A 14,981-nucleotide genomic window follows, 5' to 3' on the forward strand; every position below is an offset into this window, starting at 1 on the left:
TTGACAAATTAAAGTGCTGCGTCACGGGCTTGAGTATAGGGCTCAAGTGGAATAACTGCACCGCGATGCTGAATGACTTCGGCTGCAATCGCCGCCGCAAATGTAAGTGACTCTCGTACATCTTTACCCATTGCGCGTGCGGCCAAGAAGCTGCCGTTAAAGCTGTCTCCGGCTGCGGTGGTATCGACCACTTTTTCTACCGGTGTTACGGTAAGGTGGAATTGCTCACTCTCATCACGATACAGCATGCCGTTGGGGCCATCTTTAATAAGCAGTGTTGCAGTTGGGTTCAGTTCCAGTAGCTTCTTGGCACTGGCTTCAAACTTAGTAATGCCGTAAAGCATTTCTACGTCTTCAAGGCTAGGTAATAGGGTGGTGCTTAGCTTGAAGGCTTTTTCGAATTCACCGCGAGCTTTATCTAGGTCGTTATTCCACAAGCGGGCGCGATAGTTCGGATCAAACAGAATGTCACAACCTTGCTCACGCAGTTGCTCAAGTAAAGGCCAAAGCTTAGAGCGGCTTTCATCGCTCAGGATTGCCAGAGTAATGCCGGAGAAAAAGAAGACGTCTGGTTTGAGGTCTAAAAGTTTGTTATTACCTTGTTGCTCAAGTAACTCCAGTGTTTCTTTTGCTGCTGAAGTAGAGCGCCAGTAATCAAAACTACGCTCGCCATTAGCGTCAGTATTGACCATGTATAAGCCAATAGTGCGATCGGGGTGACGCAAGGTTAAGTCACTTTGAATATTTTGCTCGTGCAAGGTATCAATTAGTTGATCGCCGCTGAGGTCTTGGCCACAGGCACACATTAAGTAAGCTTTGACATCTTCCGCAAGCGCGGCGCGTTTTAGATAGAGAGCGACGCTGTGAACGTCACCTGCAAAACCTTTTTTATAGAGCTCATCTGTAGCTTTACTGAGCTCTACCATAGTTTCGCCAAAAATAACGAGATTAGGCATGAGGGCTTCTTTTATAGCTGAAAATTTCGTGCCTCAATATAGCTTAAGTGCAGATTGTTAACAATGTAGCTTGGCACACTAAAGTAGCAGGATGGCGCCTAGATTGATTGGGCACAAAAAAGCCCCTTTGGTTGTTGCCAAAGGGGCTAATGTGGAGAGTGCGGAGCGAGCTCCGCAGTAAAGCTGGAGGTTAGTCTAGTTGAACTTCAACAAGCATTACGTTATCGATTGAAATCTTTTTATCTGGAGTCCAAAGATTTGGCGAGATAGTTAGGTTCACCGTACGACTTGCCCAGTCAGTAACAGTGGTGAACCGATCTACATCGATAATTTGTTCATACTTGGTCGTGGCGATAGTCTTTCCTGGTGTGACGTTTGCGTCTTCAGGGAAGAAATTGCGCATACGCGGCTGTGCAAGTAACTCAAAGTCAGCTTTATCAGCAAAAACGGTTACTTGGTCATCTGCGGCATCTGCAATATAGGCTGCCATAGGGTTGTTGGAGCCGTCACCATCACTAGTCAGAACACGTACATCAAATGAAAGTAAGTATGTTTTTCCATTTTCAATAGTGCCTGCAGGTAGCGTAAGTGTTAAAGCATTCCAGCCTGTAAGAGTAAGGCTTTGATTGCCACCAAGAACTTCGTCGCCAGCGGTTGTTAGAGCCGTGCCTTCTTCACTGCTTGCAACCCAGTTTCCTATACCGTCTTCAAAGTCAAAGTTTGTGGCGCCAGCCATATAAACGGCATTATTGCTTCCGTCGATTGAGAAGCGACCCGCATAAACCTCATCAAGCTCTTTCCACTGGTTTATGTAGAAAGAAAGAGTGCGGTCATTAGACTCGTCTGCACCAACTGTAAAAGACATTGCCTGCAGCTTGTAGCTAGGGAATGGGGTCTCTGCGCCACCAACAAATGGAGGGTGTAGCTTAAAGTAGCGGTAGAAAGACTCGGCTCCCCAAGTAAGGTCGGCTGCCATTGCTTGCCAGCCAGCGCTATAGTCAGAAAATTGAACAAAGTAGTTCGCGCTGCTTTTAACGGAGAAGTCTTGCCATAAAGCGACAGTACCATTGTCCATGTGAGCTACACCGCTCATGAATGTGTCGGTGCCATGTGTTGGCATTGTTGCATCTTCCTGCTGCCAGCCGCCGTCAGTGCTCCAGAATGGGAATCCATCATCTTCAAAGCTATAGTTCTCAATGAGATTACTATTAGCCTTTCTAGTCACGGTTAGTTCAAACCAAGTATTGGTGGTGTGACCGCCAGTATCTGGGTTGTCGCCATCGGTAATGTCATAGGTATAACGGTAAACGCCAGTCGCATCGATAGTATCCATATGAAGGGCGAAATCAACTGGGTCAACAAGCAAAATATTTTCAGCAGAGCGTGTGAATTTGATTGCTGGAGCGTCACCTACAGGAGTTATGGTATCAAATTCTATGGTTAGAGGATCACCGTTTTCTTCGATAACATATATTGGGCTTGCCAAATCAACTGTGGTTACGTCTCCGTCAGTATCAAAGCTGGCGGTGTAATTGCTTTTAACTGTAGGAGGGAGAGGCTCGGTTGTACCGTTCAATATGATTATAGTTCCTGTGCGAGGAAGGTCGTGATTATGATCAGACACCACGTAATCAATCGTATAATTTGCAGTCTCACCTTCTTCTAGTTCACCAGCCCATGCTGTAGTGTCAATAGTCATGACATTACCTTCAACAGTATAGCGATCTGCTGGCATATCGGTGACTACGTCACTAGTGCTAAGTTCCTCGTTATCTGCATCGGTTACACCTGTAAGTAAGTCTAGCTCTTGAGCTTGACTTAAATCTGCAAATACAACCGCTAAATCTTCAAACTCTGGTGCGAAGTCACGACCTTCAACTGTTATTTCGAAGGTTCGGTTGAGAACTTCAGTGCCATCACTAATGTCGAAGTTGTAGGTAACAGTAATCATATCCCCAGTATCAAGGATAGGAGCTAACTCTGTCATATCTACATGTACACGTGACTCGTTGATGCTAAAGCCTATGTCAGTATTACCTGTCGAAGTTATATTTTGAACTTTAAGAAAGTCGCCGTTAGCATCGAAGACATTTTCTAGTAGTTTGTAGGATGCATAGCTGACATCTTCAGTTAATGTTTCAAATACTAGGTTGGCACTTTCGCCGGCTACCATTTGTGGAGCGACATTAGGTTCTTGAGGTTTGTTGTCATCATCGCCACCGCAGGCGGCTAACGTAGCCAAGGTGGCAACGCTTAACGCATATTTGGATTTTCGGAATGTTTTCATTTTAAACACCACTCTTACTAGATGTCTGGACGCTTTTGCGTCCAGACCAATTATTGTTAGAAGTTTACGCGAACACCAAGGCGGAAGGTGGTACCAACTTTGTACTCATATACGGTACGATCTTTCGATACACTGCTATCCTCAAGAGGATTGCCTTCGTTGAACTCTTGGTAGCTGCCTGTTGGTTGGCCGTCCGCATCAAGTACAGGTGCACCAACAGGTACAGTTCTGCTTGTGAAGTATTGGCGATAGGCTGCGTCGGTAAGGTTAATAGCTTGGAAGGTAACATCCATATACTCATTAACATTATAGGTTGCGCTTAAATCTAAAGTATCGCGGCCTTCATTCCAAAGGCTGCCACCCTTCCAAGTTCGGCCCCGCAGATTTTGTTCATTCCAGTCCCTATCTACAAGTGAATCTGTTGCGCCACGATAACTTAAGCGAACTTGGTGTCCGTCTTGCTCCCAGAAAGCTGTGAGGTTGTAGGTGTGTTCTGGTGTTTCAGCTACCGGTAGGCCTGGAGACTCAATACCGTTAACTACATCAGGTTCGTATTCGCTGTCCTGATAGGTGTAGTTAGCATTTACGCCTAAACCGCTCAAGAAATAACCTGGCAAGAAGTCGTAGGCTTGACTATAACCAAGCTCTAAGCCAGTAATTTTAGCTGATTTGCCATTAATTACTTGACTATAGCGAGCATCGGCACAACTGTTACGTGCATCATCTTGAAGGTGCGATAGAGTATCGTCTCCAAAACCAAAGGCAAAGTCAGTTACTGCACGTAGAGCCATACAGTTATCAAGGCCATAGTCTTCGTTTTCGGTGTCTTCTAGATTTACCGCTAGGGGTAATTCACCACCAGTGAGGCCATCCTCAAACTTGCGAGGATCGTTGATTTTGGTGATTGTTGTTGCTGTATCCGTAAAGTTGGACATGTCTTTATGGAATAGCGCTGCACTGATCATGGAGCTATCGTTAAAGTACCATTCAACACCTAAATCAAGATTGTTTGACTCAAGAGGTTCAAGTTGGGTGTTGTAGACATTGGCGACAGTGCCGTCCTGTGCATTGCCTGTTGCCCAGTAGGCTTGAGAGTTAATTAGGTAGCCTGCGCGGGTGTCTTCAATCTCTGGGCGAGTCATGGTTTGAGATATAGCACCGCGGACAATTAGGTCATCGGTAATTGCAAAATTCAGGTTTAAGCTTGGAAGTATATTACTATAGCTATGGGTGTCTGTAAGCTCTTGGCTGTAGGCCGATGTGAAGTCTTGTCGATTGGCAACAGTGAAATCACCAAACTGTGTGCCAGTGCCGTTCCAGGTAATATTGGTTGGGTTGGGTGCGTCGGTATAATCCCAGCCATTATCGCGGCTGTAATCTACATCGGCATAACGCCACATGGTCGCCCAGTTAATAGTGGGTAAGGTTTGGTCTGCGTCATCTATACCATCAAGTCGTAGGCGTGCGTATTCAGCATACTGGGGGTCATGACATGGGCCTGCATCAGGAATACGGGTCCACTGACTAGGGTCGATAGTCCATGTATCAGTGCCTTCATCGTAGCTAGTGCCTACACTAGTATCCCAGCCTATACCGTCAACACGATTGAACTTGTTTTCAAAGCCCTGACGAAGATTAACGGTATCTTGCGCGTCGTCATCATTCCAATTTGGCTGAGGGCAAGCGGGTAAGCTGGTGTCACGCAACTGGCGCAGTTGCATTAGATCGAATTCACTTTCGTTTGAATTGTCCGGGAAGTCATAAATAGTCATGCCCGCGTAGCCGGTACTCTCGATCTCGGTACGTACATAACGAACACCGATATCACCTGTTAGGCGGTCATCAAAGAAGGCAAAGTTCTGCTTTAAGTAAAGCGCACCTGTATCAATTTGACTTGAGCGTGTTTCTAGGTTGTTTGGGGTGCGCTGGCTGTCTGGGTCGGATACAACTAGGTCCCAAGCTTTCCATACATCAATAGGGGTCCAACCGTTAGTGACATTGGAGCGGTCGTAACCGAGTGTTTCCATAAAGTTGTCATACGGAAGGCCGTTTTCATCAGCAATTAGATTACCACGAATGCCGCTTAGAGGGCCGCCAGGCATGCCAATAACGTTTCCATCTTCATCAACGATCGGGTCGGCTGCACTAGAGCTTGAGTAGGTGAAGCGTTGATCATCTACACTCTTTTCACGAGTGGTGTATTTGACACCAAACTCGGTAGTAGTCATACCAGCGAAGTCTAGATCAAAATCGAAATCAACCTGAGCTTGACCTAGTGTATCTTCAACAGTGCGTTGGGTTTCCACAATCGAGCCGAGGTGGAAGGAGTTTGTATCGGCAGGGTTAAAGCCCGTGGTGATAGTGTTGTCCCACCAGTCTGGGCGAAGAGCGCCGGTCTCATCTTCGTATTGGCCGGAGTCCTGCTCTCCATAATCAATCATGCCTTGGCCAGCTACGATGACGTACTTATCGCCGTCTTTTACGTAACCTGTTTGTTCAATATCAGGGCCAACTTCTGACAGCAGTAAGTCGCCGACTTGAAGGAAGTTCTGCATATTGGTGTATAGGCTGGGTAGGCTTTCAGACTTACTTGATGAGTAGCCTACTTTAGCGTCCAAGCGGAAGCGGTCGGTCAGTTCTTGGCTTAAATCTAGAGTGGCACTGAAGTTTTCGTTTTTGGTTCCGCCTGTTGAGCGGGTCAAGTCACCTTTACCGCCACGCGCTAATTTGCTAACTAGGGTGCGGTTGCCTGTATCAACTTCGTACCAATCCGCTTGGGGGTCGTTAAATGCCATTGGGGCGGGACGATCACCATAGCCTGCTTGGTTTGAGCCAGCAAAATACATGCCTTGAACGGCATTTGGGTTGGCATCTGGGGTGCGGCTTCTAACGCCGTATAGGTCGTTAGTCTGTGTTTGTTCAGCATAAGTAGTGTTGAACATTAACTCCGTCTTATCGCTTGGAGCCCATTGGATGCCAGCATTAAAGCTTTGGCGGTCACTTGTGTTTTTACTCAGTTCGTAGTTCGTGTCTTGCGGTTCCAAGGCTAAAAATTGTGACACTGCATTGCCATTTTCATCTCGAGCTATGTCAATGGTGTCTGCGGTAGCGCGCCAATCGGAAATGCGAAGCTGGTCTTTACGGTAGGTGTTGGTTTCATCAACGATGGTTGCTGTTACACCTAAGGTGTCATCTAAGAATTTCTTAGACACAGAGAACTGAAGTTTATGGTCCAGTTCTTCACTAAAGTCACTGTAGTTACCTTGAATGGTGGCGGTAAGTACATCTTCAGCGATATCTAGTGGGCGGGTCGTAACTAGGTTAACACTTGCGCCCAATGAGCCTTCGTCGTGATCGGCACTAGGTGTTTTTACAACTTCTAGTTTTGAAAGAATATCTGAAGAGTAAGAGCTTAAATCTACGCTTTGGTTGAAGTCGGTAGAGGTTAAGGTCTGACCGTTTAAGGTGATTTGGTTTTGGGTTGCTGATGCACCACGAACGGTGATCTGTGAGCCTTCACCGTTACGGCTAACTACGGTTACACCCGTTACACGGCCTAGTGAGTCGGCGATGTTTTGGTCCGTTGTTTTACCCATGTCTTCGGCGTTAATCGTGTCAACAATGTTCTTTGCTTCACGTTTATCGTCGATTGAGCGCATCATCGCGCCTTTAATACCGGTGACAATCAGTTCTTCTTCTAGTCCAGCATCGCCTTCTTGTGCATAGGCTACGCCGTTAACCGCCATAATCGCTGCCGAGAGGGCAGTCAACTTATAGCGATGAGAGGTGATAGACATCGTTAAGCTCTCCACTTGGTTTTATTTTTATGTGCACGTCTAGCTCTATTTGGCTGGCGTGCCCTGTAATTTTATGTACCAATCTGCGATCCGACGGGCGGTTTGGTAGAGATTGGCTCAGTCATGGTCTTGCAAATAGGGTGTGTTGTCAATAGTCGATTGTCGCTAGAACGAGGGCTGCTTGTTGTGTTTACATATTAGTCTTGGGGCCTTTAGCGGCGGGCCTTGGCGGCTTTTGTAGGCTTTGTAAATACGCTTTGTTAGGGTGTTTGATGGCTTGTTTTTCTTGTTGGGCTGTTTTTGTGGTGGGGCTTGGTGACTCTTTCTTGGGCTTGATCAAAAAACAGTGCTTGATAGCGGTTTGACATGCATTGTATACAATCTACAATGCTGCACAGGCAACTCTATATATAAAGAAGTGAATCCTATGTCCCTTGATGTGAACGCTGAACGCGACCTGGCCAGTGTGGCCGGTCACCGTATCGCCGATGTGAAAGTCGAGTACTATCGCATCCCTCTTGCCGAAGCTCTAGCTGATGCTAAGCATGGCACCCATACTGACTTCGAGCTTATTCTAACTCGTGTTATCTGCGTCGATGGTACTGAAGGTGTGGGTTATACCTATACCGGCGGTACCGGTGGTCGAGCTATTTACTCTCTGATCTTTGATGAATACCGCGATTGGTTGATTGGTCGTGATGCGTCAGACATTCACGAGATCTGGGAAGCCATGCAGTGGAAGCTTCACTATATCGGTCGTGGTGGTTTGGTTAGCTTTGCGATGTCGACGATTGATATTGCGCTTTGGGATATTCGTTGTAAGCGCATGGGGCTTCCTATGTGGAAGGTGATTGGCGCCCACGGCAATACTACTAAGTGTTATGCCGGTGGTATCGACTTAAACTTCACTGAAGATAAGTTATTGCAGAATATCCAGGGTTATTTGGATAAAGGCTTTGAAGCAGTCAAGATCAAAGTAGGTAAACCTAACTATAAAGAAGATGTTGCACGTGTGAAGGCTGTACGTGAGCTGATCGGCCCTGATCGTGTCTTTATGGTTGATGCTAATTACAGCATGACTCGTGAGACTGCGATTCGTTTTTCTCGCGAAATTGAGCAGTACGATATTACTTGGTTTGAAGAGCCAACTATCCCAGATGACTTTGAAGGTTATGCTGAGATTGCTCAGGCAACGAATATCCCTCTCGCTATGGGCGAGAATTTACACACTATTCATGAGTTCACTCATGCAGTGAACTACAGCAAGTTAGGTTTCTTGCAGCCGGATGCGTCAAATATTGGTGGTATTACCGGTTTAATGAAGGTGGCTGAGCTTGCGTATGCGCACAACCTGCCAGTTTGTACTCACGGTATGCAAGAGTTACATGTAAGCTATCTGTCGGCGATTCCTCATGCTGGCTACCTTGAGGTTCACAGCTTCCCAATTGAGCATTACACCACCCAGCCTTTACGTATCGTGGACGGGCGTGCAGTTGCGCCAAATACGGCGGGTACCGGTGTGATCTTTGATGAAGATTTGATTAAGCCTCATTTGATTAAATCAAACTAATTTTAAGAAATTTCTTATAGGAGACAGCCATGTTAGCGGCAGAATATATTGGTAATAAATCGTTTCAGGTAGTAGAAGGCACTAAAGTTGAGCCTAAAGCTGGTGAAGTTTGTTTGAAAGTTGGCTATGTGGGCATTTGTGGTACTGATATGCACATCTACCACGGTGTGATGGATGCACGTGTTGCACCACCTAAAACCACAGGTCATGAGATGTCAGGTACTGTTGTTGCTATTGGCGAAGGCGTTGAAGGCTTCGCTATTGGTGAAAACGTGGTTGTTCGTCCTTTGGATTGGTGTGGTGATTGCCCTGCGTGTAATGCCGGTAACACTCACATCTGCCACAACCTTAAGTTTATGGGTATTGATTCAGCGGGTGCTTTCCAAAACTACTGGACTGTTAAGTCACGCACTCTGCACAAGATCCCTGCTGGCGTAAGCTTGCAAGAAGGCGCTTTGATCGAGCCTTTATCTGTAGCTACTCACGACGTTAGCCGTTCACGTCTTAAAGCGGGTGAAAAAGCCGTCGTTCTTGGTGGCGGTCCAATTGGTCAATTGGTGGCTGCTGTTGCTAAGAGTGTGGGTGCAGAAGTATTGGTTTCTGAGCCAAACGAAAACCGTCGCGCTTTCGCTGAGAAAATGGGCGTTAAAACCGTTAACCCTATCGATGAAGATTTAGCTGCTGTTGTTGATGAGTGGACTGGCACTGCTGGCGCAGACGTTGTCTTTGAAGTATCTGGTGTTAAGCCGGCTATCGATGCAATGACTGAAATCGCCGCTGTTCGTGGTCGTATTGTGATGGTTGCGATCCACAGCACTAAGCCTGAAATTGATTTGTTTAAATTCTTCTGGAAAGAGCTTGAGTTGTTAGGTGCTCGTGTATACGAAGCGGCTGATTACGACTGGGCTATCGAGTTGGTTGCTGAGAAGAAAATCGACCTTGCGCCGTTTATCTCTTCAGTAACTGAGCTAGGCGACATCCAAGGTGCTTTTGAAGGCATGGATGGAAACCCAGAAGGTATGAAAGCACTGGTTAAGTGCACCGACGAAGCGTAATTGCTTCCTTAGAGAGAGAGCTTAAAGAGAGATGTTAGAGAAGTTTAGTTTAGAGGGGAAAGTCGCGTTAGTTACAGGATGTAAGCGCGGCATAGGCAAGGCCATGGCACTTGGTCTTGCTGAAGCTGGCGCCGATATTATCGGTGTTAGTGCAAGTTTAGAGCTTGAAGGCTCTGCTGTTGAAAATGAAGTGAAGGCACTTGGCCGCAACTTTAAAGCTTACCAGTGTGATTTTGGTGATCGTGATGCTTTGTATGGCTTTGTTGCCGCAGTTAAAGCTGACTTTCCTAAAATCGACATCTTGGTCAATAACGCCGGTACTATCTTGCGCGCACCTGCTGCAGAGCACGGTGATGACTTGTGGGATAAAGTAATCGACGTCAACCTGAATTCTCAATTTGTACTGAGCCGTGAAATTGGTAAAGACATGGTTGAGCGTGGCGAAGGTAAGATTATCTTCACTGCATCGCTGCTTACTTTCCAGGGCGGTATTACCGTGCCAGGTTATGCAGCAAGTAAAGGTGCTATTGGTCAGTTGGTCATGGCTTTGTCGAACGAGTGGGCAAGCAAAGGCGTTAACGTAAATGCCATCGCTCCTGGTTATATTTCAACAGACAATACCGAAGCCCTACGCAACGACGCTGAGCGTGCCAATGCAATTCTTGGTCGTATTCCTCAGGGGCGTTGGGGTCAACCTGAAGATTTCAAAGGTCCAGCTGTGTTCTTGGCCTCTGAAGCTGCTAACTATGTAAATGGCGCCACTCTCTTAGTAGATGGCGGCTGGATGGGACGCTAATTATGAACTTTCAAAACAATGTAAACTTTATTGGTGGTGAGTACGTCAGCTCTAAAGTTGATGGCATTATTTCAATTAAAAGCCCTGCAACGGGTGAAGAAATTGGTCAGATTCCAAAAGGTTGTGCTGAAGATGCACAGCACGTATTGGAAGTGGCCAATGCTGCGCAGAAGAAGTGGGCAAAAATGACTGCGCGTCAGCGTCAGGGCATCTTGCGTAACTTTGCGAACAAAATTCGTGAAAATAAAGACATCCTGGCGCCAATGTTGGTTGCTGAGCAAGGTAAGTTGATCAGTGTTGCTGAAATGGAAGTAGACGTAACGGCTACTTTTATTGATTACGCTGCCGACTGGGCTCTGACTATCGAAGGTGACATTCTGCCTTCTGATAACGAAGACGAAAAAATCTACATCCACAAAGTACCTCGCGGCGTAGTTGTGGGTATTACTGCTTGGAACTTCCCTCTAGCATTGGCTGGTCGCAAGATTGGTCCTGCGCTTGTAACGGGTAACTCCATCATCTTGAAGCCAACTCAAGAAACGCCACTGGCGACCACCGAGCTGGGTCGTATTGCTAACGAAGCCGGTATCCCCGCTGGTGTTCTTAATGTTATCAATGGTTCCGGTTCTGTTGTTGGTCAGGCTTTGTGTGAAAGTCCAATCACTAAGTTCATCACCATGACCGGTTCTACCGTTGCCGGTAAGATGATCTACAAAACCAGTGCTGAATACATGACGCCTGTTATGTTGGAGCTAGGTGGTAAAGCGCCTATGGTTGTGATGAATGACGCCGACCTTGATCAGGCTGTTGAGGCTGCTCTTTGGGGCCGTTTTGCTAACTGTGGTCAGGTTTGTACTTGTGTTGAGCGTTTGTACGTTCAAGAAGGTATCTACGACGACTTCATGGCTAAGTTTTTGCCAGCGGTTAAAGCACTTAAAGTGGGTGATCCAATGGATCGCGACACACAAATGGGCCCTAAATGTAACCAGCGTGAAATCGAGAACATCGATCACATCGTTCAGGAAAGCATTAAGCAAGGCGCAACGGTTGCAACAGGTGCTAAAACAGCTGCTGTTGACGGTATGGAAGGTGGTTGTTGGTATGAGCCAACGGTTCTTGTTGATGTTAAGCAAGACAACATTGCCGTTCACGAAGAGACCTTCGGCCCTGTATTGCCAATCGTTAAAGTAAAAGATATCGATCAGGCGATCGAATTCTGTAACGACAGCATCTACGGCCTTAGCGCTTACGTATTCAGCAAAAACTTCTACGACATCAATCGCTTTATTGAAGATCTAGAAGTGGGTGAAGTTTACGTTAACCGTGGTATGGGTGAGCAGCACCAAGGTTTCCATAACGGTTGGAAGCAAAGTGGCTTCGGTGGTGAAGACGGTAAGTTTGGTCTTGAGCAGTATCTCGAGAAGAAAACCGTTTACCTGAAAGAAGTAAAATAAGTCGCGTTAAGCGAGCAAAGCCGGTTAGCAATAACCGGCTTTTTTTTGGCTATTTAATATTGGCTTTTAGTGCGTTGACGGCAGCGCGGCTATCTTGTTCTTTAAGTGCGTTCAAAATAGCTCGGTGTTCACTCACACAGGCATGTGAAGAGCTTACGCGTTTGTAGTCCATGCGCATACGCATAACAATGGGTGACCAGAGGTTGCTAAGCTCTTCGCCACCGGCGCGTTTTACCAAGAAGTGATGGAAGTCGATGTCGACTTGAGTAACTTGTTGGAAATCTTCGTTGGCAAAAGCTTGTTCGAGTTCAGTAAGTATTGTTTCGAGCTTGGTAAAATCGTTATCGCTAAGCTCACTCGTGAGTTTTTTAATTGCGTATGTTTCGATGGTTCGACGAATATCGACCATGAGCTTTTGCAGTTCAGGGTCAAGCTTACTGTTAACGCTAACGCCGCAATTACTCTTGCTAACCAATAAACCTTCTTTGGTTAGTTGTATAAGTACATCGCGAACAGGGCCGCGGCTAACACCAAAACGGTCAGCTAGACTCTGCTCATTCAACTTGGTATTTGGTTGCAGGTCGCCACTTATGATGTCAGATCGGAGCTGATCAGCGATTTGTTCGCGTATTGGTGTGATCTTTTTTTCTCGCATGCGGCCTTACCAAATTATTAAATAGTTATGACGCTTCGCTGAGCGTGGTAATTTGTTAATTGTATATCGTTAACAATTTTAGCGATAGAACAAGAACATACATTGCCATATAGCAATAAAATACGAGCGTTTATTAAGTTTTATTACTTGGATGGCTGTGGCCGTTCAAATGACATATAGGTGTTTATTATGATGACAAAAGCGGATTATCAAGGTTTGGGTGTGATGCCCGTCATGGTGATTGAAACAATTGAGCAGGCCGTACCTTTGGCTCGCGCTTTACAAGCTGGTGGTATTAAAGCATTAGAAATCACACTTCGATCTGACTGTGCATGGCAAGCAATTGAAACCATCAAAAATGAAGTAGAAGGTATTGCCATCGGTGTTGGGACTATTAGCACCCCTGAGCAGTTAGCTAGAGCGGCTAAATTAGAGTTGGATTTTGCTATTTCTCCGGGCTTAACTCAGAATTTATTAGCGGCGAGCAAAGACCTTGAAATTGCATTCTTGCCTGGTGTTGCGACACCTTCAGAGCTGATTTTGGGTATGGAAAATGGTTTAGACTGCTTTAAGTTCTTCCCTGCTGAAGCTGCAGGTGGTATCCCAATGTTGAAATCCTTTGGTGGCCCTTTCCCTGACATCAGCTTCTGTCCAACAGGTGGCATTAGCATGAATAATGTTCGTGATTATTTGGCTCTGAGCAATGTTATGTGTGTTGGCGGATCTTGGCTGGCTGAGAAAAAGCACGTACAAGCAGAAGACTGGGCGGCAATTACTGACTGCGCTAAGCAGACACTAGCTCACATCGCTTAAGCTGTACTCAATGCCTTAAGTGAACGTTGATACTTAAGGCATTTTTCTTATTGCGCTGACTTGTTCTGGGTTAGCCAGAAAGGCACTATACTTCGCCTATCCTATAGAGGTTTGTTTGCCTCTGCTGTAAGGAATCTAACAAGGATAAGGATAATGCCAAGTTGAATTCCCGTTACTCTCTTTTGCTTAGTGCTATGTGTACAGCTATTACACTGGCTGCTCAGGTGTTTACTCTCATTCTAGCGCTCAGCAATGCTGCATACGCTAATGATGAGCCTGTAGAAAAATCAGTAAAGGTCGCGATTCAAGTTGGTGATGGCAAACATCGGGTCTTTATCAAGCAGGTGCTTGGTGAGTTTGAACGCCGCTACCCCAATATTGCTTATGAGCTGATAGTTTTAAGAGATGTTCAGCGTTACCCTTTAATGGTGGAAGAGTGGTTAGCCAAGGGGGAAGGGCCTGACATTATTTATTGGTATGCCGGGCAGCGTATAAAGCACTTTCAAGATATGGGGCAGTTGCAAGATATCAGTGCTTTTTGGAGTAAAAACAAGCTTGATCAAGCCTTTCCCAAGGCTGTTGTGGATTCCATAAAAATTGATAACAAAGCTTGGGCGATTCCTGTTACCTATTTCTTATGGGCGCTATATTACCGGGAGCATAGCTTTAAACGTTTAGGTCTTGCTGTACCTACAACATGGGCGGAAACGCTACACGCTTGTAAAAAATTTCGTGAGAACGGTATAGACTTGTTTGCCTTTGGTAGTAAAACTGCTTGGGCTTCACATGCTTGGTTCGACTATATTAACTTGCGCTTAAATGGTCTGTCGTTTTATCGGGATTTATTGGCCGGTCGTATTGCATATACTGATGACAGAGTGAAATTAGCCTTAAGGTATTGGCGTCAGCTATTGGATAATGAGTGCTTTAATGCAAATTATTCTTCTTACACGGTTTGGCAGGCTTTTCCCCGAGTCTTACATGGCCTCTCGGCTATGACTTTGGCCGATGGTGTACCGCAAATCGACATGCCACGAGAAATTCGTGATGATATTCGTATGGCATATTTTCCTGAAATTACAGAAGCTATGCCGCGTTATACAGTGGCACCGGTTAATGTTTTTATGGTGCCCGCTTATACTAGGATGAGACCAGAGCTTGAAAAGATGCTGATGTTTTTAGCAAGCCCAGAGTTCCAAGCTAGCTTTAATGCGCCTATCTCTCGTCCAGCAGCCCTGATTACTGCAGATAGAGGAAGTGATGTTTTGGCTCAAGAAACATTTCAAGCTATTGCAAGCTCTCCCGGTGGAATTCAGTATTTGGATCGTGATACGGATATTCGTTTTGCAAATAAGACTCCTGCGATTCTGGTCGATTTTATGCAACATCGAGATGTTGATAAAACAGCTAAAGACTTGGAGTCTTTACGAAAAGAGATATTTGGCCCATTACTTAAAAAATAATGGATTAGCTGTTTGATGGCCTTAAACGTGGTGTTTGTTACATGGCCCTGCGACAAAATGTCGCAGTTTGAATGCTTTTTCTGTTTCTATTTTTAGTTCCGTTCAAAAATGGCGCGCTTAATTACTTTGGACTGT

The 14,981-nt window shown here is 45.8% G+C and carries 10 protein-coding genes; 6 read left to right on the forward strand and 4 right to left on the reverse strand.

The features are described 5' to 3' along the window. Positions 1–8: 8 nt before the first annotated feature. The 3 genes from AB1S55_RS06195 to AB1S55_RS06205 all read right to left on the reverse strand — a co-directional run bounded on the left by AB1S55_RS06195 (position 9) and on the right by AB1S55_RS06205 (position 7,040). The gene (locus AB1S55_RS06195) at positions 9–956 is read right to left on the reverse strand and encodes a sugar kinase (RefSeq protein ID WP_370980927.1); all 948 of its coding nucleotides are present in this window, start codon (positions 954–956) and stop codon (positions 9–11) included. 190 nt (positions 957–1,146) lie between these two features. Continuing rightward, the gene (locus AB1S55_RS06200; RefSeq protein WP_370980928.1) at positions 1,147–3,243 is read right to left on the reverse strand and encodes a hypothetical protein; all 2,097 of its coding nucleotides are present in this window, start codon (positions 3,241–3,243) and stop codon (positions 1,147–1,149) included. A 56-nt stretch (positions 3,244–3,299) separates the two neighbouring features. Next, positions 3,300–7,040, reverse strand: coding sequence for a TonB-dependent receptor domain-containing protein (locus AB1S55_RS06205; RefSeq protein WP_370980929.1), 3,741 nt, complete (start codon positions 7,038–7,040; stop codon positions 3,300–3,302). A gap of 427 nt (positions 7,041–7,467) precedes the next feature. On the opposite strand from AB1S55_RS06205, the gene AB1S55_RS06210 reads away from it, so the two are divergent. Genes AB1S55_RS06210 through aldA form a run of 4 tightly spaced genes read left to right on the forward strand, consistent with a single transcriptional unit; the run spans position 7,468 to position 11,915 of the window. Further along, positions 7,468–8,610, forward strand: a complete 1,143-nt coding sequence (locus tag AB1S55_RS06210; protein ID WP_370980930.1) for a mandelate racemase/muconate lactonizing enzyme family protein — start codon at positions 7,468–7,470, stop codon at positions 8,608–8,610. A 29-nt stretch (positions 8,611–8,639) separates the two neighbouring features. After that, a complete protein-coding gene (locus AB1S55_RS06215; protein WP_370980931.1) occupies positions 8,640–9,665 on the forward strand; it encodes a zinc-binding dehydrogenase in 1,026 nt (341 codons plus the stop codon). A 31-nt stretch (positions 9,666–9,696) separates the two neighbouring features. Beyond that, positions 9,697–10,461 carry a 2,5-didehydro-3-deoxy-L-galactonate 5-reductase gene (locus tag AB1S55_RS06220; protein ID WP_370980932.1) on the forward strand — a complete coding sequence of 255 codons (765 nt, stop codon included), beginning with the start codon at positions 9,697–9,699 and terminating at the stop codon, positions 10,459–10,461. A gap of 2 nt (positions 10,462–10,463) precedes the next feature. Continuing rightward, the gene (gene aldA, locus AB1S55_RS06225) at positions 10,464–11,915 is read left to right on the forward strand and encodes an aldehyde dehydrogenase (protein ID WP_370980933.1); all 1,452 of its coding nucleotides are present in this window, start codon (positions 10,464–10,466) and stop codon (positions 11,913–11,915) included. A 49-nt stretch (positions 11,916–11,964) separates the two neighbouring features. On the opposite strand, the gene AB1S55_RS06230 is transcribed toward aldA, so the two are convergent. Then, complete coding sequence (locus AB1S55_RS06230; protein ID WP_370980934.1) at positions 11,965–12,570, reverse strand: GntR family transcriptional regulator; 606 nt, start codon at positions 12,568–12,570, stop codon at positions 11,965–11,967. A gap of 189 nt (positions 12,571–12,759) precedes the next feature. Here AB1S55_RS06230 and AB1S55_RS06235 point away from each other — a divergent pair, with 189 nt between their 5' ends. Beyond that, positions 12,760–13,383 (forward strand): bifunctional 4-hydroxy-2-oxoglutarate aldolase/2-dehydro-3-deoxy-phosphogluconate aldolase, encoded by a 624-nt coding sequence (locus AB1S55_RS06235; RefSeq protein WP_370980935.1) that lies wholly within the window; start codon positions 12,760–12,762, stop codon positions 13,381–13,383. Between the two features lie 161 nt (positions 13,384–13,544). Continuing rightward, positions 13,545–14,846 (forward strand): ABC transporter substrate-binding protein, encoded by a 1,302-nt coding sequence (locus AB1S55_RS06240; protein WP_370980936.1) that lies wholly within the window; start codon positions 13,545–13,547, stop codon positions 14,844–14,846. Positions 14,847–14,981: the final 135 nt, after the last annotated feature.

Origin of the sequence: Agaribacterium sp. ZY112 (genome assembly GCF_041346925.1) — a bacterium.
In the GTDB taxonomy this organism is placed as follows: domain Bacteria; phylum Pseudomonadota; class Gammaproteobacteria; order Pseudomonadales; family Cellvibrionaceae; genus Agaribacterium.